General features: G+C 63.0%; 21 protein-coding genes. 12 read left to right on the forward strand and 9 right to left on the reverse strand.

The window, feature by feature from the left end:
- Positions 1–36 precede the first annotated feature (36 nt).
- From soxB to A2I95_RS02010, 7 genes are all read right to left on the reverse strand, one after another.
- Complete coding sequence (gene soxB / locus A2I95_RS01980) at positions 37–1734, reverse strand: thiosulfohydrolase SoxB (RefSeq protein ID WP_291727264.1); 1698 nt, start codon at positions 1732–1734, stop codon at positions 37–39.
- Between the two features lie 99 nt (positions 1735–1833).
- Positions 1834–2685: a sulfur oxidation c-type cytochrome SoxA gene (soxA, locus tag A2I95_RS01985; RefSeq protein ID WP_291727266.1), complete on the reverse strand. Its 852-nt coding sequence runs from the start codon at positions 2683–2685 to the stop codon at positions 1834–1836.
- A 75-nt stretch (positions 2686–2760) separates the two neighbouring features.
- A complete protein-coding gene (gene soxZ, locus A2I95_RS01990; RefSeq protein ID WP_291727268.1) occupies positions 2761–3090 on the reverse strand; it encodes a thiosulfate oxidation carrier complex protein SoxZ in 330 nt (109 codons plus the stop codon).
- 44 nt (positions 3091–3134) lie between these two features.
- On the reverse strand, positions 3135–3551 hold the full coding sequence (soxY, locus tag A2I95_RS01995; protein WP_291727471.1) for a thiosulfate oxidation carrier protein SoxY: 417 nt from the start codon (positions 3549–3551) through the stop codon (positions 3135–3137).
- 58 nt (positions 3552–3609) lie between these two features.
- On the reverse strand, positions 3610–4086 hold the full coding sequence (gene soxX, locus A2I95_RS02000; protein WP_291727270.1) for a sulfur oxidation c-type cytochrome SoxX: 477 nt from the start codon (positions 4084–4086) through the stop codon (positions 3610–3612).
- A gap of 129 nt (positions 4087–4215) precedes the next feature.
- The gene (locus tag A2I95_RS02005; RefSeq protein ID WP_291727271.1) at positions 4216–4797 is read right to left on the reverse strand and encodes a thioredoxin family protein; all 582 of its coding nucleotides are present in this window, start codon (positions 4795–4797) and stop codon (positions 4216–4218) included.
- A 19-nt stretch (positions 4798–4816) separates the two neighbouring features.
- The gene (locus tag A2I95_RS02010; protein WP_291727273.1) at positions 4817–5554 is read right to left on the reverse strand and encodes a cytochrome c biogenesis protein CcdA; all 738 of its coding nucleotides are present in this window, start codon (positions 5552–5554) and stop codon (positions 4817–4819) included.
- Between the two features lie 109 nt (positions 5555–5663).
- On the opposite strand from A2I95_RS02010, the gene A2I95_RS02015 reads away from it, so the two are divergent.
- From A2I95_RS02015 to mdoH, 11 genes are all read left to right on the forward strand, one after another.
- The gene (locus tag A2I95_RS02015) at positions 5664–6047 is read left to right on the forward strand and encodes a hypothetical protein (RefSeq protein WP_291727275.1); all 384 of its coding nucleotides are present in this window, start codon (positions 5664–5666) and stop codon (positions 6045–6047) included.
- A 61-nt stretch (positions 6048–6108) separates the two neighbouring features.
- Positions 6109–6447, forward strand: a complete 339-nt coding sequence (locus A2I95_RS02020) for a helix-turn-helix transcriptional regulator (protein WP_027259282.1) — start codon at positions 6109–6111, stop codon at positions 6445–6447.
- A gap of 20 nt (positions 6448–6467) precedes the next feature.
- Complete coding sequence (locus tag A2I95_RS02025; RefSeq protein ID WP_291727278.1) at positions 6468–7526, forward strand: YeeE/YedE family protein; 1059 nt, start codon at positions 6468–6470, stop codon at positions 7524–7526.
- 251 nt (positions 7527–7777) lie between these two features.
- Positions 7778–9811, forward strand: coding sequence for a PhoX family phosphatase (locus A2I95_RS02030; RefSeq protein WP_291727280.1), 2034 nt, complete (start codon positions 7778–7780; stop codon positions 9809–9811).
- Between the two features lie 25 nt (positions 9812–9836).
- Positions 9837–10307 (forward strand): DUF302 domain-containing protein, encoded by a 471-nt coding sequence (locus A2I95_RS02035; protein WP_291727282.1) that lies wholly within the window; start codon positions 9837–9839, stop codon positions 10305–10307.
- 156 nt (positions 10308–10463) lie between these two features.
- Positions 10464–12077, forward strand: a complete 1614-nt coding sequence (locus A2I95_RS02040; protein WP_291727284.1) for a thiamine pyrophosphate-binding protein — start codon at positions 10464–10466, stop codon at positions 12075–12077.
- Positions 12064–13263, forward strand: coding sequence for a CaiB/BaiF CoA-transferase family protein (locus tag A2I95_RS02045; protein ID WP_291727472.1), 1200 nt, complete (start codon positions 12064–12066; stop codon positions 13261–13263). The genes A2I95_RS02040 and A2I95_RS02045 overlap by 14 nt, the downstream gene beginning before the upstream one ends.
- Before the next feature lie 260 nt (positions 13264–13523).
- Positions 13524–14885, forward strand: coding sequence for a tetratricopeptide repeat protein (locus A2I95_RS02050; RefSeq protein ID WP_291727286.1), 1362 nt, complete (start codon positions 13524–13526; stop codon positions 14883–14885).
- Between the two features lie 24 nt (positions 14886–14909).
- Positions 14910–16169: an OpgC family protein gene (locus A2I95_RS02055; RefSeq protein ID WP_291727288.1), complete on the forward strand. Its 1260-nt coding sequence runs from the start codon at positions 14910–14912 to the stop codon at positions 16167–16169.
- Positions 16166–17674: a glucan biosynthesis protein gene (locus A2I95_RS02060; RefSeq protein ID WP_291727290.1), complete on the forward strand. Its 1509-nt coding sequence runs from the start codon at positions 16166–16168 to the stop codon at positions 17672–17674. Before A2I95_RS02055 ends, A2I95_RS02060 begins: the two co-directional genes overlap by 4 nt.
- Positions 17671–19548, forward strand: coding sequence for a glucans biosynthesis glucosyltransferase MdoH (gene mdoH, locus A2I95_RS02065; protein ID WP_291727292.1), 1878 nt, complete (start codon positions 17671–17673; stop codon positions 19546–19548). Before A2I95_RS02060 ends, mdoH begins: the two co-directional genes overlap by 4 nt.
- 277 nt (positions 19549–19825) lie before the next feature.
- Here the strand turns inward: mdoH and A2I95_RS02070 are convergent, their stop codons facing one another.
- Positions 19826–20665, reverse strand: coding sequence for a PHB depolymerase family esterase (locus A2I95_RS02070; protein WP_367150596.1), 840 nt, complete (start codon positions 20663–20665; stop codon positions 19826–19828).
- Positions 20665–21138 carry a rhodanese-like domain-containing protein gene (locus tag A2I95_RS02075; RefSeq protein ID WP_291727294.1) on the reverse strand — a complete coding sequence of 158 codons (474 nt, stop codon included), beginning with the start codon at positions 21136–21138 and terminating at the stop codon, positions 20665–20667. The genes A2I95_RS02070 and A2I95_RS02075 overlap by 1 nt, the downstream gene beginning before the upstream one ends.
- Before the next feature lie 278 nt (positions 21139–21416).
- Here A2I95_RS02075 and A2I95_RS02080 point away from each other — a divergent pair, with 278 nt between their 5' ends.
- The gene (locus A2I95_RS02080; protein ID WP_291727296.1) at positions 21417–24278 is read left to right on the forward strand and encodes a monovalent cation/H+ antiporter subunit A; all 2862 of its coding nucleotides are present in this window, start codon (positions 21417–21419) and stop codon (positions 24276–24278) included.

A 24278-nucleotide genomic window follows, 5' to 3' on the forward strand; every position in this document is an offset into this window, starting at 1 on the left:
GCGGGCTTTATCTGCCCCGGCCGGGGCGGGCGCTGATTAAGCGCCAGCCACCTGCACGGAAGTGTTCGGGTTCAGGGTCACAGTGCCGAGCTTGCGGATATGATCCTCGACCACATCCCAGACCATCGGCCCTTCGGTGCCCTCATTCACGCTGGCCCAGCCGGCTACCATATAAGATTTCGCTGGATCAATCGCCTCGCCAGTCTTCAGCAGGGTCATATCGCTGATCCGCTCGCCCTGCGGCTTGGTAATGTCGATGCGGTAGCCCATGCCGCCAATCCGCACCATGTCGCCGCCCTGCTGGTAATAGGGATCCGGGTTGAAGATGTTGTCGGCCACATCTTCAAGAATGACCTTGATGAATTCACCTGTCATCTCCGACCGGTAAGCCGCACCATAAGACATCGAGGTCACGTTCCAGATATCCTCACGCGTGATGTCGTCGCCCGGCACCAGCGACGGCCCCCAGCGCACACCGGGCGACATGGCGATATCCGCTTCCCGCTCGCTCAGCAGCGCATCGCAGATCAGGTCATCCCAGGTGCCGTTAAAGTTACCGCGCCGGTACAAGAGCGTATCAGTCTGGCCGATCACCTCCTCCAGCTGCGCCTTGTAGGGTGCGCGTTCCGCGTCGATCAGCTGGGCCACCGCCGGGTCCGGCGCGATCACGTCCGAGAACACCGGGATCAGCTTGTGCCGCAGCCCCATCAGCTGGCCGTCACGCACATCCAGATCCACGCGGGAGACGAATTTACCGTTCGAACCGGAGGCAATGATATGGGTCTTGCCGACCAGCACCGGCTCGGGCAGCGCGTCATGGGTATGGCCCGACAGGATCACGTCAATGCCCTGCACCTTGCCCGCCATCTTCTTGTCCACGTCAAAGCCATTGTGGCTCAACACCACCACCAGGTCGGCGCCCGCCGCGAGGACCTCATCCACCATGGCCTGCATGTTCTCGTCGCGGATGCCGAACGAATACTCCGGGAACATCCAGCCCGGGTTGGCAATTGGCATATAGGGGAAGGCCTGGCCGATCACCGCCACTTTGGCGCCGCCGCGTTCAAAGAACTTGTAGGGCTTGAACAGCTCGGCCGGCTCGTCCCATTCGGCGTCAAAAATATTCTGGCCAAGAGCGGCAAACGGCAGCCCCTCGACAATCTCATTCACCCGCTCAGACCCAAGCGTGAATTCCCAGTGAAAGGTCATCGCATCCGGCTTCAGCGCGTTCATCACGTTGACCATGTCCTGGCCGGCCGTGTGATGGCAGGTGTAGGAGCCGTGCCAGGTATCGCCGCCATCAAACAACAGCGCATCGGGGCGGTCAGCTCGGATCGCATTGATGATGGTTGCCATCCGGTCCAAGCCCCCGACGCGGCCGTATCCTTTGGCCAGCGAGGCAAAATCATCATAGGTCAGCGCATAGGCTGAGGGGCTGCCATCTGCGATGCCATAGGCCTTGCGGAAATCGGCGCCGGTGATATGCGGCACATGGCCCTTGTTCGTGCCCACGCCGAGATTGACCGACGGCTCGCGGAAATGGATCGGCTTCAATTGCCCATGAATATCGGTCACATGGATCAGGCTGATGTTGCCAAAACTGTCGAACTGCAACAGCTGGTCCTGCGTCAGCGACTGCTGCGCAGCCAGCCGCGCCCAATTGCCAAAGCCTGACGCCCCCACCATGGCCGATGCCGCCATGGAAACCTGCATAAAATCACGGCGCGAGATCATAAGTACCGGTATCCTGTGTGCCCACGCGATATATTCACGTGAATGAATATTTCAAAAGAGAGACGCCCCGCACCTGACAGCAGGCGCGGGGCGCAAAGATCAGTTGCGGACAGAAGGGCCTTCGACCGACAGCCCGTTACCGCGCGAGGCGACATACAGCTCCAGTGCCACAAAATCCGACGAACCCGGTTTATAGGTCTCGGCGCGGGTGTCGCGGATGCAGCCCTTGAACCGCGCATGGGCGGTGTTCAGCTTGGTGTTCTTCAACCGGTACACCGGGAAGCCGTTGATCTGGCCCTGGCTCAGATGGTCGGCGCGGATCATGTTGCCATAATTGTCTTCATGGCAATTGGCGCAAGACAGCTCCAGCTGACCGGTGCGGGTGTAATACATCTCCTTGCCCTGCTCCCAGGTAGACTGGGCGGGACCGTCGATGGCCACATTCACCGGCATACCGCGGGACTGGACGGAAATCAGCGCTTCCATCGCGGCCATCTTGCCGCCGGAGTATTTCCACTTCTCGGCGCCCATCTGGTTTTCGCGGCAGTCGTTGATCTGCATGTTCAGAGTGCGGACCTCGCCGGCGGCCTCGTTCCACTTGGGATACACCGCGCGCACGCCGGCCATGCTGTCCTCCGCATCATCGTGGCAGGACGCGCAGGACTTGCCTTCGGACCCCTCGGCAGTGTTCCAAGTGTCGATCGCCTGATCGACAAAGATCATCGCCGGGTTCTCAAAGTCGTCCATCTGCAGCGCCTGGGTTTCATCCTTGCGGAAGTGCCAGCCCGACATCACCTCATCGATCACATCCGCGATATGCGCAGGTGCCGCGGTCTTGGTGACCATCTCGATCTCTTCGTTGACCACCAGCGTGTCATCGTCGGGGCCTGCGCTCGCGGCCATCGGCAGCGCCAGCACGGCGGCAATTGCTGTGATTGCCTTCTTGTTCATTCCCTGTCCTCCCTTGGGTGCCTGCCCTGCCCGGTTCACACCGGACAGGACGCGTGCCTGAAGATCCGGAACGGATCAGCCGATGGCGATATTCTTCTTGGTGTCATAGACGGCGCCGTCGTCGTCATACCAGGTGAAGACAAACTCACCCGCTTCCGGCACGGTCGCGTCGAACTCGAAATACGGGTTGGTCGAGATCGCAGGCTCCATTGCCACGTCCAGCACCATCGCGCCGTTGAATTCGCAGGTGAAGCGGTTGATGATCGAGCGCGGGATCAGATTGCCTTCCTTGTCCTTGCGCTGGCCGCTTTCCATCTTGTGGCTGATCAGGGTCTTGATGGTGACCGCTTCGCCGGCTGCTGCAGTTTTCGGGACCTTGACGCGGGGTTTAACACCGGATGCCATGTCTTTAATTCTCCTTAAGAAGTCCGTTCAGGGTGCGGGCGGCCTCAGCCGCCGCAGCCGCCGATGGTCACTTTGACGGTGGCGCTGGCCTTGGCGAAAGATCCATCCGCCAGCTTGGCAATGGCAACCACGTCCTGGGTGCCCGCCAGACGGATCCGGGTCGAGGCCGACTGCGCCGCAGCACCAGGACCAAAGTTGAACGTCGCCACGCCCGGGGTCGGGTTGCCGGTGGCCAGCACCATGATCGCGGTGGCGCCTTCGGCGGCCACAGACACCGGAACGGTGTTGCCGTTTTCAGCGATTTCCGGCGCGGTCAGGGTTACGCCGCCCTCGGCGATATCCGCACCGCCAGTAAAGGCCGCAATCCGGTCATCCGCCGCCGCACTCACGCGGAACGGCAGCACGGTTACCATGGCAGCGCCCAGGCCCATCGCCAGGGTCTCACGGCGTGAGAACTCCATCATATCTCTCCTTTGAATTCTCTAAACGCTGCGGGGCACGCAGGGCCCCGCCCGCGCCTTACTCTTCTTTCAGCGTCGCAAGGAATGCGACCACATCCTCAATTTCCTGCGCTGTCAGGATCGGCGGCAGCGGCTCGGTCCCGGCATCGCCGGTATAGGCATCGCCCGGCCGGATGAAACCATCGACCTTGTAAAAGGCCGGCATCATCGTACCCTCAAACGTCATCTTGGCGTTGGCCACCAGGCCGCGCAGCTCTTCCGCGGTCCAGCGGTCGCCGGCGCCATCCAGCGACGGGCCGATCTCGCCATGAAAAGGCACATCTGCCAGCGCAGTCAGCTGGTGGCAGGACACGCAGTTGCCCTTGGACTTGGTGCCAACAACCAGCGCGCCATTGGCAGCATCGCCCGCAACGCCGGTCAGCGGCGCGGCCACTTCGCCATCCTCGCCATACTGCACCGCTTTCGGCGCAACCTCCCCGGCCCAAACCGCACTCCCGGCCAGGCTCAGCGCCAGTGTCAGAGATGTAAGTTTCATGTGTCCTCCCATTGGCTGCCGCTTTTTCCGGGCGGCTTGCTTAGCTGCTGCATACCGTAGGGCACCGCCGGCCCAATACGCAACAACAAATTCATTATTGTGAATTTTTGCGATTTATGCGCCAGACCCCTAGTCCGCGGACCCATTGTTGCGCTCGCGAATCCGGCGCGCGTGGTAGCGCTGGAAATCTTCTCCGTTATCAAGCGCATAACGCTTTTCGTTGACCCATGTAAACATGTCCAGCGTGGTTCCGCCGCCAAATGCGCCCGGCATCATTGCAACCGCTGCTTCGGTGGCTGTGACGTTTTCGCTCACCTCTTCCGGCAGGAACAGAATCGTCGGCGTGAACAAGACACCCCATTTGCGCGCCATGTCCTTTTCCGCCAGCGCCTCACCGTCGAAATCGGTGACCTCGACATCGCCGTATAAATTCAGCTGCACGACAAAGAAATTCTCTTCGATGTACTGGCTGATCTCAGGCCGGGGAAAGACCTCCTCATGCATCTTAGTGCAATAAATGCAGCCGCGCTGTTCAAAGATCAGCGCCAGCCGCTTGCCCTCGCCGTTGGCCTCTTCCAGATCTTCGCGCAGGTCCTTGAAGGTGTCCCGCATCCAGGCCGTTTTGTGCAGCCCGTCATCGCCCAGTTCCGCCGCAGACAGCGGCGCGGCCAGCATCGCCGCCATTAACACTTTCGCAATATTTCTCAGCATGTTGAGCTCCACATTTCACCTAACCAATTGCGCTGAAACCCGGCATCCAGCGGATCATCGCCTCAGCAATCAGCCGCACCCCGCCGGTGGCGATCAGCACCGCAAACAGCACCAGCATTGCGCCCATGCCCTTCTCCACCCAGGCAAAGGCAGCCCGGTGCCGCGCCACCCATCCCAGAAACGGCCTGGCAAACAAGGCCGCCACCACAAAGGGCGCCGTCATGCCCAGCCCGTAAACCAGCAACAAAACCCCGCCGCGCCAGATATCCCCCAGTCCCGAGGCGATCATCAGGATCGACGCCAGCGCCGGCCCCACGCAGGGCGTCCAGCCAAAGCCGAACGCCAGCCCCATCAGATAGGCGCCCAGTACCGAGGACGGCTCCGCAGAACTCTCCATCCGCGCTTCACGGTACAGCAGCGGGATTTTCACCACCCCCAGAAAATGCAACCCGAACAGCAACAGCAACGCCGCCGCGCCATATGAAAGCACCTCCAGATACTGCCCGAACAGCTGCCCCAGCGCGGTCGCCCCCATGCCCATCAGCATGAACACCGTTGTGACCCCGGCGGCAAAACAGACAGCCGACACCAGCAGCCGCCGCTGCGCACCTGCAGCAATCGCCCCGTCCCCGCGCAGCTCTGCCATCGACAGCCCGCCCATGTAGGACAGGTAAAACGGCACCATCGGCAGAATGCAGGGGGTGAAAAAGCTCAGCAAACCTGCGATCAAGGCGCCGAACAGGGATATTTCCAGCATCAAGTCCCCCAGTCGCCCCACAACAACGTTATCCGGGCCCGGCTTGTGTCATTCACATATTCGAATTATGTTGTTTCAATAACAACCGTCAACAGATGGAATGACACGAATGCGCCACCTTCGGCAACTGGCAGCCGCCGCAGCGGCGGTCTGGTTTTCCCTTCCCGCCTGGGCGGCTGAACTGGTGATGGTTGAACAGGCAGGCTGCGAATGGTGCGCCCGCTGGAACGAAGACATCGCCCCGATCTACCCCAAAACGGCCGAGGGCAAATTCGCTCCTCTGCGCCGGGTGGATCTGCGCGCCCTGCCCGATGATCTGCAGGTTGCCCGCCGGGTCATGTTCACCCCGACCTTCCTGATTGTCGAGGACGGCCTGGAACAGGCCCGGCTTGAAGGCTATCCGGGTGAAGATTTCTTTTGGCCCTTGCTTGCAGATTTGTTAAGCGCTCATACGGGATATGTTGATAATACGCACACTCAGGGCGGCAGCTGACCGCCCCGGCAGGGGTCAAGCAGAGGAGTGCGGCGCCAGCGCGCCGCTCAGGAGACGACAGATGGCATTACCGCAGTTTTCCGCCGACATGGAACCGGAAGAAATGGACAGGATGGTGGACAACGCCACCAAGGCCTCCAACTTCCTCAAGGCGATCAGCCATGAAGGCCGGCTGATGATCCTGTGCCATCTGGTCTCGGGTGAAAAATCAGTGACCGAACTGGAAGAGCTGCTGTCGGCCCGCCAGGCTGCCGTGTCCCAGCAATTGTCCCGTCTGCGCCTGGAGGGCCTGGTCATTCCCCGCCGGGAAGGCAAGGCAATCTTCTACCGCCTCGCTGACGACAAACCCCGCCGCATGCTGGAAACGGTCTATGACCTGTTCTGCAAGGACAGCGGTTGAGGCCCGATTGAAATCCCCGCATGTTTGACTTCCTGACAGAACACCAGCTGGCCGCCTGCATCGGGCTGCTGGGCGGTGTGCTGCTGGGTCTTGCCGCGCGTCTGGGCCGGTTCTGTACTCTGGGCGCGATCGAAGACCTGCTGTACGGCGGCTCCTCCCTGCGGATGCGGATGTGGGGCGTGGCCATCGGCGTGGCGGTCACTTCCAGCTTTACGCTGATCGGGCTGGGGCTGGTGGATGCCGGGCAATCCTTTTACTTGTCGATCCGCTGGATGCCCGCTGCCTCGATCCTTGGCGGGCTGATGTTCGGCTATGGCATGGCGCTCAGCGGCAACTGCGGATACGGCGCCATCGCCCGGCTGGGGGGAGGCGATCTGCGCAGCTTTGTGATTGTGCTGGTGATGGGCGTCTCCACCTATGCCGTGCTGGCTGGCCCCCTCGCCCCGTTGCGCAACCTGTTCTTCGAACAACAGGAGGTCACCTCCGAAATCCCGCCGGGACTGGCCCATTACGCCGCCGCCTGGAGCGGCCTGCCTGTTGCTGCGATTGGTGTCACCGCGGGCGTGCTGATCCTCTTGGCCACGCTCGCCAACGCGGAACTGCGCGCCGACGGACAAGCGCTGTTCTGGTCTGCCGTGGCCGGACTGGCCATCACCTCCGGCTGGGCTGGCACGACCCTGATCAACGCCGAAGGGTTCGAAGCGCTGCCAGTTGTCTCGCACTCCTTCTCGGCCCCTTTGGGCGAGACGATCCTTTGGACCATGACCGGATCTTTACGCCCTCTGTCCTTTGCCGTTGGTTCCATCGCCGGAGTCTGGACCGGCGCCTTCATCGGGTCGCTCCTTAAGGGGCACTTCCGCTGGGAAGCCTGTGAGGACCCGCGCGAGCTGCGCCGCCAGATCATCGGCGCCGCCATCATGGGCGCAGGCGCCGTGGTCGCCATGGGCTGCACCGTCGGCCAGGGTCTCAGCGCGTTTTCGCTGCTGGCGGTCTCGGCACCCGTCACCATGCTGGCAATCTTTGCAGGTGCCGCAATTGGCCTGCGCCAGCTGATCGAAGGCTTCCGCCCGGCAGAATAACCCGCTGTCCCCGCGGGGACAGGCCGCAATACCCGCAGTTGCCCAAGGGAAAACAGCCGCATTTCTTCTGGCCGAAAGTATCCCGGGGGTACGGCGGCAGGCCCCCGTACGTCCGCAGCAGCTTTCAAAGCCCGGCGCACGTGACAATATGGTAAAGTCTCATTAACCACTATTCACCTGTTACAAGCCTGCCCATGATGACCCGGGTCCGCTGCATTGCGGCAAAAACTGCTGAGACTTTGGAGACCGCGATGGACCGCAAGCAGATCATTGACGCCGCGCAGACCGGCAACAAGGGTGAAGCCTTTGAAGCCTTTGACGATATTCCCGCCAACCCGAACCTGACCCGCACTATCGGCGATGTAATCGCGGCCCGCTATGACCGCCGGGAGATGCTGAAAGGCCTGCTGGGGGTCTCCGCCACCACTGCCTTGTTCGGCGCCACCGCTCTCACCGCACCGCGCAAGGCCGCAGCGGTCGGCACAGCAGCGGAAAGCCGCTATGCCTTTGACGAACTGGCCTGGGGCAACGACGAAACCCACCACGTGGCCGAAGGGTATGACGCGGACATCCTGTTGCGCTGGGGCGATCCGATCACTGCCGATGCGCCGGGCTTCGACGTGATGAACCAATCGGCCGGGGCCCAGCTGCAGCAGTTCGGCTACAACAACGACTATGTGGGCTTTACCCCGCTGAACGCCGAGGGCACCCGTGGCCTTTTGTGCGTGAACCACGAATACACCAACGAGGAGGTGATGTTCCCCGCCCTGGGCCGCCAGGACAAGGCAGATTTTGCCGGCATGACACGCGAACTGGTGGACATCGAGATGGCAGCCCATGGCGGCTCGGTTGTGGAAATCACCCGCGGCGCAGATGGCAAATGGGCGGTGGTCCGGGACGGCAGGATGAACCGCCGCATCTCGCCGCTGAACAGCGTGACGACCATTGACGGCCCTGCTGCGGGTCACCCCCGGATGCAAACCAGTGCAGATCCCAGCGGCACGCAGGCCATCGGCACATTGAACAACTGCGCCGGCGGCATGACCCCCTGGGGCACCTGGCTGATGGCCGAGGAAAACTTTCACGGCTATTTCTGGACGGACAGGCTGGACGCAGACGGCAAGCCGGACCTGTCGGATCAGCCTGAGGCTGCTCAGATGAAACGCTACGGTGTGCCGGGCCGCTGGTATGCCTGGGGCAAATTCCACGATCGCTTCAACATCGACAAAGACCCCAATGAGGCCAACCGTTTCGGCTGGGTTGTTGAGGTTGATCCGCGCAATCCGGAGGCCAAGCCGGTCAAACACACTGCACTGGGCCGCTTCCGGCACGAAGGCGCGGAGACGGCGACCTCCAAGGAGGGCCATTTGGTGGTCTACATGGGGGATGATGCGCGGTTCGACTACCAATACAAATATGTCTCCAAGGGCGTGGTGTCGGACGACCCTGCGGCCAATTCAAACCTGCTGCGCGACGGCACGCTTTACGCAGCCCGTTTTGACGCAGACGGCAGTGTTCACTGGCTGCCGCTGGTGCATGGCGAGGGCCCGCTGACGGCTGAGAACGGCTTTGCCAGCCAGGCTGACGTTCTGATCGATGCGCGCCTGGCGGCGGATGCGCTGGGCGCCACGCCGATGGACCGCCCCGAGGATGCAGCCCCCCGCGGCGACGGAACTGCCTATATCATGCTCACGAACAACACCCGCCGCAAAGCTGGCCGGACCGATGCGGCCAACCCGCGGGCAGAGTCGCGGTTCGGCCATATCATCGAAATCAAGGAAGACGGCGGCGACCATGCAGCGGCCCGCGGCAGCTGGTCGATCCTGGTGAAATGCGGGGATCCGAAAATTGCCGAAGTGGGCGCTGCATGGAATCCGGAAACTTCGGAAAACGGCTGGTTCGGGTCACCCGACAATTGCGCTTTTGACGCAGATGGCCGCCTCTGGGTCGCCACCGACCAGGGACGGAAGTGGGACAAGACCGGCAAGTCGGACGGGCTGTACGGGGTTGAGACCGAAGAAAGGCTGCGCGGCCATTCCAAGCTGTTCTTCCGCTGTCCGGCAGGCGGCGAACTGTGCGGCCCCTATTTTACGCCGGATGGCGAGACATTGTTTCTGGCTGTGCAGCACCCGGGCACCGATGGCACCAAGGCGCTGGAGGGGTTTGAGCGCGCGTCGACGTTTGAGGATCCCGCCACACGCTGGCCGGATTTCGACCCGGAAATGCCGCCCCGCCCCGCGGTGGTAGTGGTAACCAGACAGGGCGGCGGCAAAATCGCCGCCTGAGATGAAGGTCAACTGGAGGTCCGTGATGCATTTGAAACGCCTGGCCGCTGCCCTGATCCTTGCAGCCTCTGCCGCTGCAGCCGGAAATATCGCGCCACGCGACGGCTGGGCCGTGCATGAGACGTCCAAACCCTATGAACAGCTGATCCAGGACGTCAAAGCCGCGGCCAAGGCCGAGGGACTGGGGGTGGTGACCCAGGCAGGCCCCACCAAGGCCGCCGCCGCCCGCGGCATTACCATACCCGGAAACCGGGTGATCGGTCTGTTCAACAACGATTTCGCGGTCAAAATCCTGGCGCTCTCCACCGCCGCAATGATCGAAGCGCCGGTACGCTTGTATGTCACCGGGGAAGAGAACGGCAGTGCAACGCTCGCCTACAAACTGCCCTCGCATGTCTTTGCGCCCTACACGGATGAAGGCGGCGACGCGCTGAAAGCTCTGGCAGAGCAGCTTGACCGCCGTTTTGCACTGATTGCTGAAAGAGCACGGAAATAGCCGCACTTCTTTCTGGTCTTAAATACTCCCGCCGGAGGCCTGGCGCATGAAATGCGCCAATTTCCGCCGCAACACGCCTCACACTGACGTGAGAGGGCTTGCGCGCGGCCGCATCCTCAGCAATCTGATGGCAAATCAACGGATTGGACCGACAAGATGACAGAGATCCTGCGCACAGCTGACGTTCTGGCCCGGCGCCTGTATCAGGCAGGCTGCCGTCACGCCTTTGGCATGCCCGGCGGCGAGGTGCTGACGCTGGTGGATGCACTGACACGCGCGGGCATCGCATTTCACCTGGCCAAGCATGAAAACTGCGCAGGTTTCATCGGCGAAGGGGTGCACCATTCTGACGGCGCGCCGGTCATTCTGGTTGCCACCCTCGGCCCCGGCGCGCTGAACGGCATCAATGTGGTCGCCAACGCCCATCAGGACCGGGTGCCGATGCTGGTGCTGACCGGCTGTGTCGACGCAGCAGAGGAGCAAAGCTATACCCATCAGGTGCTTGACCACCGCGCGGTGTTCACCCCGATCACCAAGGCGACCTTCCGGCTGGATGCAGAGGCTGCCGATCTGATCGCAGACAAGGCGGTCGCCATCGCAACAGAACCGCGCAACGGACCTGTGCATATCGACGTGCCGATTTCAATCGCAGATGCGCCGGCAAAGGACCGCGGCCTCCGCCGTGCGCCTGCAAGTGCCAGTGTGCCAAGCGGCGAAGCATTGGCGCAGGCGCGTGACTGGCTGGCCGCGACAGAGCGCCCGCTGGCGGTGATTGGTCTTGATGCGCTGCAGGAGACTGCAGGCGCCGCCATCCGTTCCCTGGTCGAGAAACACCAGATCCCTTTTGTCACCAGCTACAAGGCCAAGGGGATCCTTTCCGAGGACCATCCGCTGTGCCTTGGCGGCGCGGGCCTGTCGCCGCTGGCAGACAAACACCTGCTGCCGCTGCTGCGGGAGGCTGATCTGATCCTCTCCATCGGCTATGACCCGATTGAAATGCGCCCCGGCTGGCGCAATGTCTGGGATGTGAAAAGCCAGAACGTGATCGACATCGCACCTGAAGCCAACACCCATTACATGCACCAGGCCGGACTGAACTTCCTGACCGCCATCGCGCCAACGCTGGCGGCTCTCTCCAAAGACACGGCCACACGCGAAACCTGGGCCAATGGCCGCCCCGCCGCCGTGAAAGCCGCGCTGGCCGAAGCTTTCCCCCATGATGACAACTGGGGTCCGGCAGGCGTGATTGCCGAATGCCGCGCAACCTTGCCGCCGGAGACTCTTGCCACTGCCGACAGCGGCGCACACCGGATCCTGCTGAGCCAGATGTGGGACTGCTCCGAGCCACGCGGGCTGATCCAGTCCTCAGGCCTTTGCACCATGGGCTGTGCGGTGCCATTGGCGATCGGGCGCAAGCTAGCACAGCCAGAGCGCCCCGTTGTCAGCTTTTCCGGCGATGCGGGTTTCCTGATGGTGGCGGGTGAACTCTCGACCGCGGCGGAACTGGGCGTGGCGCCAATCTTTGTGGTCTTCGCAGACGCCAGCCTTGCCCTGATCGAGTTGAAACAACGCCAGCGGCAGCTCACCAATGGCGGGGTGGATTTTGCAGAGCACGACTTTGCCGCGATGGGCCGGGCGTTTGGCGGCAACGGGATGACGGTCACTAACCGTTCGGAATTGCGCGCCGCCCTGCTGGACGCGATGAAAGCAGACACATTCACCGTCATCTCGGCCTTGATCGAGCGCGGAGGCTATGATGGCCGGATCTGACCCTCTTCCCCATGGCGCGCTCAAAGGTGTCAAGGTGCTGGACCTCTCCCGCATCCTGGCAGGCCCCACCTGCACCCAGCTTTTGGGCGACCTTGGCGCCACGGTGATCAAGGTTGAAAACCCAAAGACCGGCGGCGATGACACCCGCCAGTGGGGGCCGCCCTATGTGACCGATGCAGACGGCAACCAATCCGATCTCTCCGCCTATTTCATGGCCGCCAATCGCAACAAACGCTCGGTTGCCATTGATATCGCTACAGAAGACGGCCAGCAGGCCATCCGCCGCCTGGCGGCAGAGGCCGACATTCTGATCGAGAATTTCAAGCCCGGCGGCCTCGCAAAATACGGGCTTGATTATGCCAGCCTCAAGGATGATCTGCCCGGCCTGATCTATTGCTCGATCTCGGGCTACGGCCAGACCGGCCCCAACAGCCACAAGCCCGGCTATGACATCATGGCACAGGGGTTCGGCGGCATCATGTCGCTGACCGGCGAACCTGACGGCCAGCCGATGAAGGCCGGCGTCGGCATCGCCGATGTGATGTGCGGCATGTATGCCTGTATCGGCATCCTCAGCGCCCTGCACCACCGCGAGAAAACCGGCGAAGGCCAGCAGATCGACCTGGCACTGGTCGATGCTCAGATCGCCTGGCTGATCAACGAAGGTGTCGCCTATCTGAACACCGGCCAGATCCCCGAACGCCGCGGCAATGAGCATCCCAGCATCATGCCCTACGGTGTTTATGAGACATCGGACGCCCATGTGATCCTTGCGGTTGGCAACGACAGCCAGTTCCAGCGTTTCATGGCGTTTCTTAAGCTGGAAGGCCTGGCCGAGGACCCGCGCTTTGCCACCAATCCGGCCCGGCTGCAGCACCGTGACGCGCTGAATGCGATCCTGATCCCGTCGGTGCAGCGGTTCACCACGGAGGAGGTTCTGGGCGCGATGGAGGCCCGCAAGGTTCCCGCCGGCCCGGTGCAGAATCTGGAGACGCTGTTTGCCACCGATCAGGTCGCGGCCCGCGATATGGCCATCGGCATGGACACCGCTGCCGGCCCTGTCAAATTGCTGGGCAACCCGCTGAATTTCTCCCGCACGCCCGTAACATACCGCCATGCGCCGCCCCGCTGCGGCGAGGCGACAGAGGAGATTCTGAGGGCAAGCGCCCCCTTTGGAGCCCCGTGACCCCGCAGATCCGCGGCGGCTTTCCGCCAAGTGTTACAATTTCCGGCAAATCACCGCCAAAACGGCAGTGATTTCGCTGCCCGTCAACCCTTCCGCTTGCAAAAATTTCCCCGGAAATCTTACACACCCGGCGAATTTGACTGTCAGGCGCACACAGGCCATCACCAAACCGCGAGCGGGGTTCGCCCGGACCAATCCGATGAACTACTCTTTCATCAGGACACGGAACCCGCGCTTATTTTGAGAAAGATTGGACTCCCATGATGCATGATATTTTCGGCCAAGACAGCAGCCTGACCGATGCAGCCGCGCTGCAGGATTGGAATGGCGTGCAGATGGGGGTTCTGGCCCACGCCGCTGTCACCGCAGATCATCTTGGCGCGGTGCTGAAATCGGCGCCTGAGTTTGCCTTGGCCCATGCGATCAAGGGGTTGTCCCTGCTGATGCTGGGCCGCAGGGAACTGCTGCCGACCGCGCAGGAGGCTTTGCGCGACGCCAAGGCGCAGTACGAGGGCGCTTTGCCGCGCGAGCGCAAATATGTGGATGCCTTGGAAAACTGGCTGGCCGGCCGCCCCAGCCAGGCGATCCGCCGGATGGAAGAGGTGCTGGATGTGTTCCCGCAGGACACACTGGCGATGAAGCTCAGCCATGGCATCCGCTTCATCCTTGGCGACCCCGAGGGTATGCGCTCATCTGTTGAACGGGTGATGCCCGCTTACGCGCCGGATCACGCGGGCCGCGGTTATCTGTTGGGCTGCCACTCCTTTGCGCTGGAGGAAACCGGCGAATTTGAACGCGCGGCCAATTCAGGCCGCCAGGCGCTGTGGATGGCGCCGGACGATGCCTGGGGGTTGCATGCGGTGGCGCATGTGCATGATATGACCGGCAACGCCAAATCGGGGCTGGACTGGCTGCATGGCCGCGAAGAAGCCTGGGCCCATTGCAACAACTTCCGCTACCACGTCTGGTGGCACAAGGCGCTGATGCATCTGGACCTGGGCCAGATGGACGACGCACTGGCGCTTTACGACACCGAGGTGCGCAAGGACAAAACCGACGATTACCGCGACATCTCCAACGCCACCTCTTTGCTGGTGCGGCTGGAGCTGGAAGGCGTCGATGCCGGCAACCGCTGGGAAGAGCTGTCAGAGCTGTGCGCCAACCGCACCGAGGACGGCAGCCTGATCTTTGCCGATCTGCATTATCTTCTGGCCCTCACCGGCCATCGCAAAGAGGACGCCCACAAGCTGGTTCAGCGCATTCACACCGACGCCAAACAGGGCGGATCCGAGGCCTGCGAGCGCATGGCCGACCCGGGCTGTGCTGCCGCTGACGGGCTGGAGGCCTTTGGCGACGGCAATTACAAATCCGCTTTCAACCATTTGTCCGCGGCCCGCGGCAGCATGCAGCTGGCCGGCGGCAGCCACGCGCAACGCGATGTTTTCGAACGCATTACCATTGATGCCGGCCTGCGCGCAGGACAGCTTGACGCGGTCGAGGCAATCCTGGATGACCGCCGTGCTAAACGCGGCGGCGCCGAAGACAATTATGCGCTTGCCCGCCGCACCCTGATCGCCGAAGGCCGGAACTCGTCCGGTGCTGCAAGCGTTCCAGCTGAATAAGACCTTCAAGGACCAAAAACACAGATGTCCAGCGTTGCGCCCTTCCCCGGGCCTCAGAAAGACCCTGCTGCCAACCGTGCAGCCCCTCCGCCGCAAGCGGTCCAGCCGCGTGTGCGCGATCCGCGGCTCGACTTCTACCGCGGCATTGCGATGTTCATCATCCTGGCGGCCCATATCCCGGGCAACCGCTGGACCGGCTGGATCCCGGCCCGTTTCGGGTTCTCGGACGCAACCGAGATTTTTGTGTTCTGCTCCGGCATGGCCTCGGCCATTGCCTTTGGCGGCTCTTTTGCACGCCAGGGCTGGTGGCTGGGCACGGCCCGCGTTGCCTTTCGCTGCTGGCAAGTGTTCTGGGCCCATATCGGCCTGTTCTTCTTCATCGCCATGTCGCTGGCGGCGATTGATGTCTATGGCGGATTTGAAAAGAGCTATATCAACTCGCTGAATCTGGGCCATTTTTTCAAGGACCCGGCGCCGCAGCTGGTGGGGCTGTTCACCCTGACCTATGTGCCCAACTACTTTGACATCCTGCCGATGTATCTGGTGGTGCTGATGCTGATGCCGCTGATGATGGGGTTGGAAAAGATCGGTCTTTGGGCCGTGGCCGCCGTATCCGTGCTGATCTGGCTGACCGCCAACCCCTATATGATCGGTCTGGGTCCGGACGGCGTCTCGCTGCCCGCAGAACCCTGGTCGGAACGGGAATGGTTCTTCAACCCCTTCGGCTGGCAGCTGCTGTTCTTCACCGGCTTTGCCTTCATGAAGGGCTGGCTGCCGAAGCCGCCGGTCTCCAAAGTGCTGATCGTGCTGGCCGCTGCCTTCCTGATCCTGTCGGCGCCTTATGGCTCGTGGAAAGTCTTTACCTGGGTCAAAGCCGCCAGCCCGGACCTGGCCGATCTGATCAAGCCGGGCCGCGATGCCATCGGCGAGTGGCGCGAAAAAACCGACTTCGGCCTGCTGCGCTACACTCACTTTCTGGCGCTAGCTTATCTCGGCTGGGTCGCCGCAGGGGAAGGCGGCAAGCGGCTGATCGCCTCCGGCACTTCAGCGGCGGCGCGTATCTGGACGGTTTTGCTGAAGATCATCACCAAGGTCGGCCAGCAATCGCTTGCGGTGTTTGTATTCTCAATGGCGCTGGCGCGGTTCATCGGCTTTGCGCTTGACCAGACCGACCGCGCGGTTATGACCACGGCATTCGCCAATCTGTTTGGCTTTTTCCTAATCATTGGTTGCGCTTATGGCGCTGCCTGGTTCAAGTCCCAGCCATGGAGAGCCAAGAAATGAGCTCTTTCTCCCGCCGTACCTTTCTGGCCGCCGCGCTTGGCAGCACTGCATTGGCGGCAGTGCCGTCCGTGGCAAGCGAGGCCACGCCCTTTACCCGCGATGTGGTGGTGGCCAAGGCCCGCGCGCTGGCCGCGAAACCCTATGCCGAACGCCCGATGGTGCCGCAGGACTGGCTGGACCAGTCTTATGACGATTACAAATCGCGCTGGTTCCGCACCAAGGATGCGCTGTGGTCCAAGACCGACCGCAGCTATAACGTCGATTTCTTCCTGCCCGGTCTCTATTTCCCGCGCGCCATTCAGATCAACACAGTGGCGGATGGCATGGCCGAGCGTATCGGCTTTGACCTGTCGCTGTTCGACAAGAACGACAAGGCGCCGGATCTGACGACCGAGGGCGACCTGGGCTATTCCGGCCTGCGCCTGCGCACCGATCTGGATCACCCGGACAAAAAAACCGAGTTCTGCGTGTTCCAGGGCGCCAGCTATTTCCGCGCCATCGGCACCGGCAACGCCTATGGGCTGTCGGCCCGCGGACTGGCGCTGAAAACCGCCGACCCCGAGGGCGAGGAATTCCCCGAGTTCATCGAATTCTGGCTGGAGGCGCCTGCCCCCGGCCAGCGCTCGATGGTGGTGCATGCGCTGATGGATTCGCCCTCCGTGACCGGCGCCTACCGGTTCACCATCACCCCCGGCAGCAGCGCGGTGATGGATGTGGAGGCGACGCTGTTCGCCCGCGAAGAGCTGAGCCATGCAGGTCTTGCGCCGCTGACTTCGATGTTCCTGTTCGACGCCACCAACCGCAACCGTTTCGACGACTTCCGCCCGGCGGTGCATGACAGCGACGGGCTGCTGGTTCTGAACGGCAATGGCGAAACCCTGTGGCGGCCGCTGGCCAATCCCACGCGGCTGCAGGTTTCATCCTTCGTGGATGAAAACCCGCAGGGCTTCGGCCTGATGCAGCGCCCGCGCAAACTGTCCGAATTCAACGACCTGGAAGCCTTTTATCACAACCGCCCCTGCCTGTGGGTCGAACCCAAGGAAGACTGGGGCAAAGGCGCCGTCACCCTAGTGGAAATCCCCGCCGACAAGGAAATTTACGACAATATCGTTGCCTATTGGCGGCCGCGTGAACCCTATGCTGCCGGGTCCGAAGTGAATCTGAATTACCGTCTCACCTGGGGCGAAGAGCCGGTGCTGTCGATGCCGCGGGTGATCGACACGGCAGAGGGCGCGCGGATCTTTGGCGGGCCGGGCCGGATCATAACCATTGATTTCGATGCCCATCCGCTGTTTGACGGCGGGCCGGACACTCTTGACGTCCACATCCACTCTCCCCATGTGGCGACCAGCGAAGGCGTGCTGCAGCGCAACCCGGAAACCGGCGGTCTGCGGCTGGCCTTCTACTTCGACCCCGGCGAGCGGGATCACGTTGAACTTCGCGCCCAGCTCAGGAAGGACGGCAATGCCGCTTCCGAGGTCTGGCTTTACAGGTGGACCGCATGAACACATGTGATCTGATGCCCCCGGAACAGCCCCTGGCAATGCCGGAACAGGACTTCAGCAAGGACTTCCGCGATACCGAGGCCCCCGGTGGTGCCGCCCCGCGGCAGGTGGCGCTGTGGCGGCTGCTGGCGTTTTCGCCGGCGATGCTGGCGACCGGTGTCCTCACCTGGGTGATGCGGGGCTGGTTCACCGCCGACGGGTTTTCGCTGCTGGAGCTGATCCTGCTGGCACTGATCGCCTTCAACTTCTTCTGGATCGCCTTCACGGTTTCCACCGTTCTGCTCGGCCTCTACGGGCTGTCGCGCCGGGAAAAGACCGTCACCCGCGGCCCGGCCCGTCCGATGAAGGTGGCGCTGCTGATGCCGGTCTACAACGAGGTGCCCTGGTATGTGCTGGGCAACGCCCAGACCATGCTGCAGGAACTGCACGGCCGCGGCGGCCAGCATGAATACGCAATGTTCATCCTCTCGGACACCCGCGACGACGCGATTGCCGGACAGGAACGCGCCAGTGTCGAGGCGCTGCGGACGATGCTGCCGCAGGGCACCGAGCTTTATTACCGCCGCCGCGCCGACAACGAGGGCCGCAAAGTCGGCAATATCTCCGACTGGGTGCGCCGCTGGGGGGCTGATTACGAGGCGATGCTGGTGCTGGATGCCGACAGCCTGATGACCGGCCGTGCCATTGCCCGGCTGGCCGATGCGCTGTCGCGCGATCCAAGCGCCGGCCTGATCCAGAGCTACCCGCAGCTGATAGGCGCGCAATCGGTCTTTGGCCGCATGCAGCAGTTTGCCAATGGCGTCTATGGCTTGGCGCTAGCCGAGGGGCTGGCCCGCTGGGCCGGGCACGAGGGCAACTACTGGGGCCACAACGCCATCATCCGCACCCGCGCCTTTGCCGCCTGCGCAGGGCTTCCCCTGCTGCGTTCGCGCTTTGGCGGCGGCGATAAACTGATCATGAGCCATGATTTCGTCGAGGCAGGCCTGCTGCGCCGGGCCGGCTGGTCGGTGCGCTTCCTGCCCCGCATCCGCGGCTCCTACGAGGAAACCCCGGCCACCCTGATCGACCACATCCTGCGCGACCGCCGCTGGTGCCAGGGCAACCTGCAGCACCTGAACCTGCTGCATGCCAAGGGCTTCCGCGCGATCTCGCGCTTCCACCTCTTTGCCGGTGCAATCGGCTATCTGATGGCACCGGTGTGGTTTGCGCTGCTGGTGCTCTGGGCCATCATCGGCCGCAGCGAGGAAGCCTCGGTCATCAGCTACTTCAGCGAAGCCAATCCCTTCCGCCCCAGCTGGCCGGACATGTCCGAGCCCAAGCATGTGCTGGTGATTATCCTGATCTACGCCATGCTGCTGGCGCCCAAGATGCTGGCGGCAGTGGCGCTGCCGCTGACCGGCAGCCGGTTTTCCGAATACGGCGGGCGTGCGCATTTCGCGCTGTCCTTTGTGTCCGAAGTGTTTCTGGCCATCCTTTATGCGCCAATCCTGATGGTGCAGCAGATGATTGCGGTGTTCCGCACTGCCCTCGGGCTGCAGCGCGGCTGGGAGCCGCAGGCGCGCGACGGCGGCAGCTACTCCTTGCGCACACTGGCGGCCTGCCACGCGCTGGAATCCGTCAGCGGCGTTGCGCTCTGGGCCGGGATCCTGTCGGGCACGGTGTCGCTGTGGCTGGCTCCGATTGCGCTGTCGCTGGTGCTGGCGGTGCCGCTGTCGGCGCTGTCCGGTGTAAAGACGGTGAACCGCATCCGCAACTGGATGGCCACACGGGAGGAGTTCAGCGAACCCCAGATCACCCGCGCCGCCCGCATCGCGCGGGCTGATCTGAAAGCCCTGCTGGACAACAGCACCGCCCGCAGCACCCCGGCGGAGTAACCTGGCAGAGTAAACTGGCAAGCCGGCCGGGCATCCCGCGCCCGCAGGATGCCCGGCTGCGCCGGGACACCCTTGGCGGTCTTGGGCAGGGCGCCGCGCTGACGCGCGGCGCGGCTGCGCCAAGTGTCCGCTGCAATCCTCAAATGCCAGCCTTGCGGCGGCATGTAACAGCAGCGCGTCCGCAGGGCGCGCTGCCTGGCCCAACACTTTGATGGAAATCTCTGATTTCGGTCAAAGGGGCGGGAGCGCCCCGCCTTTTGCAGGCACACCCGTAACGTCAGCGCACGGCCGGTTCATCCTCGAACCAATCGGCCATCAGGCCCGCCCAAGTCCTGGGTACAGTATGGCCGCCGTCAAACAGCACCAGTTCGATCTCTGCACCCGCGCCGCAATTCCAGCGGCGGTGCAGCAACCCGCTCTCGCTCCAGGCCTTTGCCGGCGCGTGCGACGCGCAGCCGTTGGCCTCGCGCCAAACCTCCAGACCGGCAAAGACATCGCCCTGCTCCCAGCGCCCGCCGCCAAGAATACGCCCCTCCAGCGGCACCACTTCATCGCGCCAGCCGTGGGTTTGCAACAAACGTACCGGCCCTTCGCAGGTCTCAGGCTGAGGCCGCCAGAACGCACCGGAGACCGGTGCATAAGCCGCAAACGCCGCCGGGTCGCTGCACGCCAGATAATGCACCATAAAGGCACCCGCTGAGAACCCCGCGAGAACAGTCTGCGCAGAGGATGTGCCGAACCGGTCCGCGGCATCCGTCAGCACCGACGCAAAAAACGCACCCTCGTCGCGGCCCTCATCGAAGGGGCCAAAGCCCCAGGATTGCGGCCCGCTGCCGTCACGGCTGCGCCCCTCCGGGGCAATCACCGCATAGCCGCGTCCGGTCAGACCGCCGATCAGCGCCTTGTTGCGCAGCACCTGCGCGCCACTGCCGCCGTAACCGTGCAGGAACATCACCACCGGCGGCGGCGTGTTCGCATCAGCGGGCAGCGCGATGTGATACGCCCCATCCGCAACCTCGCAAGCGCCGGCCTCCGGCCCGCAGCCCGCAACAGCCGCGCCGCTCCACACCGCAGACAGCAGCGCTGCTGCGGCAGTTGATTTCCATGGTTTCATCATCACTCCCATCGGGCCACCGGCAAGTTGGCGGCAATCCAGCCAGGTCCTGCGCCGGACCCCAGCATGCCCTCGGGCACGTCGATCACGTTGCTGAAGCCCGCTTGGGCCAGGGCCAGCGTCAGCCGGGCCGACCGCACCCCGCGGGCGCAGATCAGCGCCACAGGCACCGCCGGGTCCGGCCCCGCCGCGGTTTGCAAGGCTGCGATAAAATCATCGCGCCGCATGTCAATCTGATGACTGCCGACCGGCACCCCGGAGGCGCGCCATTCCTGCGGCGTACGGATATCAATCAGGGTAATCTCACCGGCCTGCGCCTGGGCAAAGGCCTCGGCCACGGTCAGACGCGGGTGGTCATGGTCCGGGGGCTGCCTGCGCTGCCACCAGATGCCGGCGCCGGCCGCCGCTGCAACACCGCCCAGCAGCGCCAGACGGCGGGACACCCCATGCTTGCCTATGTTATTCTGCACCGCCATCCGGCCGCGTCCCCTTTCGTCCAGGCGGCCCGGAACCGGGCCCTCGCCCCATGATTTAGCAGGCCGGGCCGCCGCAATCACCAGAAACAGGCCAATACCGCCGGTCAAGTTCTTGTTATTGGACGGACACTGCCCAATTATGGCCCGAACGAGCGTAAGATTCCCGCCGCTGGCTGCGTCATTATTACCGCAACCGGCCCGGCGGGGGTGGTTCTAGGCAAGAAAATTGCTTAGCACTGGTCCAAAAACGACGCGCCAACCCGACAGGAGACCTGCACGTGTCCCTATTCCTGATTGCGGCCCTGCCCTTTCTCGGAGCCGTCTTCCCAGCGCTGTTGATCCGCGCGGGACGCAATGCGGCCGCCTCAGCCGCCGGTCTGACGACTTTGCTCGCCTTCATCGGGCTTATGCTGCATATCCCGGCAGTGTTCCGGGGTGAAACAGTTCATGCCTCCGTGGACTGGCTGCCTGCGCTGGGCCTGAATGCCAATTTCTTTCTCGACGGGCTTGGGTTCCTGTTTGCGGCAATGATCCTGGGCATTGGCCTCTTGATCATCCTTTACGCCCGGTACTACCTGTCGCGCGAAGACCCGATGGGCCAGTTCTACAGCTACCTTCTGCTGTTTCAGGGCGCGATGGTTGGCATCGTTCTGTCAGACAACATCCTGCTTTTGCTGGTATTCTGGGAGCTGACCTCGCTCAGCTCGTTCCTGCTGATCGGCTACTGGAAGCACCTGCCCGAAGGCCGCCAGGGCGCGCGGATGGCGCTGACGGTGACCGGCTCCGGCGGGCTGGCGATGATTGCCGGCATGCTGATCCTGGGCCATATCGCGGGCTCCTATGACCTCAGCGTGATCCTGCAGAACAAGGAGGCGATTCAATCCTCGCCGCTGTATCTGCCCGCTCTGATCCTGATCCTGCTGGGCGCCTTCACCAAGTCGGCGCAGTTCCCGTTCCATTTCTGGCTGCCGCATGCGATGGCCGCGCCCACGCCTGTCTCGGCCTATCTGCATTCGGCCACTATGGTAAAGGCAGGGCTGTTCCTGATGGCCCGCATGTGGCCGGTCCTCGCCGGCACGCCGGAGTGGTTCTATATCGTTGCCACCACCGGTCTTGTGACCATGCTGCTGGGCGCAGTGATTGCGCTGTTCAAGGACGACCTCAAGGCGCTTTTGGCGTTCTCCACCGTCAGTCACCTGGGCCTGATCACCATGCTCTTGGGCTTTGGCACCAAGATCGCCGCGGTCGCTGCCGTCTTCCACATCATCAACCACGCCACCTTCAAGGCCGCGCTGTTCATGACCGCGGGCATCGTCGATCATGAGGCCGGCACCCGCGACATCAAACGCCTTGGCGGCTTGCGCCACCTGATGCCGGTCACCTTCACCATCGGCACGGTCGCCGCGCTGTCGATGGCCGGCATCCCGCCGTTGAATGGCTTCCTGTCCAAGGAAATGATGCTGGAGGAAGCCGCCCACACCGTCTGGAACGGCTCGCATCTGGTGATCCCTGCGCTGGCCTCCGTGGCGGCGCTGTTCTCTGCGGCTTACTCCTTCCGCTTCATTGCCCATGTCTTCTTTGGCCCCAAGCGCGACGACTACCCCGGCCATCCGCATGATCCCAACTCCGGCATGTGGATGGGGCCTGCCTTCCTGGTGCTTCTGGTGGTGCTGATCGGCTTTGCCTCGGCCAAGATCGCAGGACCGATGGTCGCCACTGCCGCAGGTGCCGTGATCGGCGGCGAAAAGCTGCCCTATTACTCGCTTAAACTGTGGCACGGGCTGACCCCGGCGCTGTATATGTCGCTGTTTGCCGTGCTGGGCGGCGCGGTGCTGCTGGCACTGCACAGGCCGCTGGAGCGGATCTGGAACGCCCTGCCCCGCCCCGAAGCCAAGGTCATTTTCGAGGCCCTGATCAACGCCTTCACCCGCCTTGGCCAAGGCGTGACCGAAGGGCTGCACAATGGCAACCTGACCCGCTATGCGGCAGTCATGGTCACCTTTACCGTTGCCATCGCCTATTACGCCTATCAAGGCGGCACCATGGGCGCCGCGACGCGCGAACTGCAGGAACCGGGCCTTTTGCCAGTGCTCGGCTGGTTTGCCCTTGTGGTGGCGACGCTGTTCATCGTTGCCAAGCACCGCAACCGCCTGCTGTCGCTGGTGCTGATCGGCGTTGTGGGGCTGGTTGTCTCGATGTCGTTCAACTATCTGTCGGCGCCCGATCTGGCACTGACCCAGATCTCGGTCGAAGTGGTGACGATCATCCTGATGCTCTTGGCGCTGAACTTCATGCCCAAGGAAACCCCGGTTGAAACCCCCGCCCTCACCCGCATCCGCGATGGTGCCATTTCGGTGGTGGCGGGCCTGGGTGCCGGCGGGCTGATCTATGCGCTGCTGATGCGCGACTTTGCCTTTCCGACCATTTCCGATTTCCACCTCGCCAACTCCTATAAGGGCGGCGGCGGCACCAATGTGGTGAACGTGATCCTGGTTGATTTCCGCGGCTATGACACATTCGGCGAGATCATCGTGCTGGGCATCGCCGCCATGGTGATCTTTGCCCTGACCGAGGCAGTGCTGAACAGCCGTGTGCGCGCCCATCTTCTGAACCGCAAGCCCGACCTGCCGCAAGCCGGCGACGCGCATCCGCTGATGATGGTGGTGGCGACCCGGGTGATGATGCCGCTGGCGCTGATGGTGGCGGCCTATATCTTCTTTCGCGGCCACAACCTGCCCGGCGGCGGCTTTATCGCCGGGCTGATCGCGGCCATTGCGATCATCATGCAGTACATGGCCTCGGGCTTTGCCTGGGCGACCGAGCGGCAGCGCTACCCCTATCACGCCATCATCGGCTCGGGCGTGCTGATCGCCGCGGCCACCGGCATGGGCGCCTGGTTCAATGGGATGCCGTTCCTGACCAGCGACTTCGGCTATCTGCACTGGCCGCCGCTGGAGGAGTTCGAATGGGCCACCGCCGCCCTGTTCGACCTTGGCGTCTTTCTGGCGGTGGTCGGCGCGGTGCTGCTGGCGCTGGAAAGCCTGTCGCGCTTTGCCTGGCAGCCGGGGATGAGCACCGAGCACGCAATGGATATCAACCCGGCGCGCGATGAAGCGGCCAAGACCGGGACAGAGGGATAG

It is taken from the genome of Leisingera sp. F5 (genome assembly GCF_001593695.1).

What these genes read in the sequence shown, in the direction of transcription:
- soxB (WP_291727264.1), bottom strand. Translation starts at nt 1,734, where the DNA reads ATGATCTCGCGCCGTGATTTTATGCAGGTTTCCATGGCGGCATCGGCC.
- soxA (WP_291727266.1), bottom strand. Translation starts at nt 2,685, where the DNA reads ATGAACAAGAAGGCAATCACAGCAATTGCCGCCGTGCTGGCGCTGCCG.
- soxZ (WP_291727268.1), bottom strand. Translation starts at nt 3,090, where the DNA reads ATGGCATCCGGTGTTAAACCCCGCGTCAAGGTCCCGAAAACTGCAGCA.
- soxY (WP_291727471.1), bottom strand. Translation starts at nt 3,551, where the DNA reads ATGGAGTTCTCACGCCGTGAGACCCTGGCGATGGGCCTGGGCGCTGCC.
- soxX (WP_291727270.1), bottom strand. Translation starts at nt 4,086, where the DNA reads ATGAAACTTACATCTCTGACACTGGCGCTGAGCCTGGCCGGGAGTGCG.
- A2I95_RS02005 (WP_291727271.1), bottom strand. Translation starts at nt 4,797, where the DNA reads ATGCTGAGAAATATTGCGAAAGTGTTAATGGCGGCGATGCTGGCCGCG.
- A2I95_RS02010 (WP_291727273.1), bottom strand. Translation starts at nt 5,554, where the DNA reads ATGCTGGAAATATCCCTGTTCGGCGCCTTGATCGCAGGTTTGCTGAGC.
- A2I95_RS02015 (WP_291727275.1), top strand. Translation starts at nt 5,664, where the DNA reads ATGCGCCACCTTCGGCAACTGGCAGCCGCCGCAGCGGCGGTCTGGTTT.
- A2I95_RS02020 (WP_027259282.1), top strand. Translation starts at nt 6,109, where the DNA reads ATGGCATTACCGCAGTTTTCCGCCGACATGGAACCGGAAGAAATGGAC.
- A2I95_RS02025 (WP_291727278.1), top strand. Translation starts at nt 6,468, where the DNA reads ATGTTTGACTTCCTGACAGAACACCAGCTGGCCGCCTGCATCGGGCTG.
- A2I95_RS02030 (WP_291727280.1), top strand. Translation starts at nt 7,778, where the DNA reads ATGGACCGCAAGCAGATCATTGACGCCGCGCAGACCGGCAACAAGGGT.
- A2I95_RS02035 (WP_291727282.1), top strand. Translation starts at nt 9,837, where the DNA reads ATGCATTTGAAACGCCTGGCCGCTGCCCTGATCCTTGCAGCCTCTGCC.
- A2I95_RS02040 (WP_291727284.1), top strand. Translation starts at nt 10,464, where the DNA reads ATGACAGAGATCCTGCGCACAGCTGACGTTCTGGCCCGGCGCCTGTAT.
- A2I95_RS02045 (WP_291727472.1), top strand. Translation starts at nt 12,064, where the DNA reads ATGGCCGGATCTGACCCTCTTCCCCATGGCGCGCTCAAAGGTGTCAAG.
- A2I95_RS02050 (WP_291727286.1), top strand. Translation starts at nt 13,524, where the DNA reads ATGATGCATGATATTTTCGGCCAAGACAGCAGCCTGACCGATGCAGCC.
- A2I95_RS02055 (WP_291727288.1), top strand. Translation starts at nt 14,910, where the DNA reads ATGTCCAGCGTTGCGCCCTTCCCCGGGCCTCAGAAAGACCCTGCTGCC.
- A2I95_RS02060 (WP_291727290.1), top strand. Translation starts at nt 16,166, where the DNA reads ATGAGCTCTTTCTCCCGCCGTACCTTTCTGGCCGCCGCGCTTGGCAGC.
- mdoH (WP_291727292.1), top strand. Translation starts at nt 17,671, where the DNA reads ATGAACACATGTGATCTGATGCCCCCGGAACAGCCCCTGGCAATGCCG.
- A2I95_RS02070 (WP_367150596.1), bottom strand. Translation starts at nt 20,665, where the DNA reads ATGATGAAACCATGGAAATCAACTGCCGCAGCAGCGCTGCTGTCTGCG.
- A2I95_RS02075 (WP_291727294.1), bottom strand. Translation starts at nt 21,138, where the DNA reads ATGGCGGTGCAGAATAACATAGGCAAGCATGGGGTGTCCCGCCGTCTG.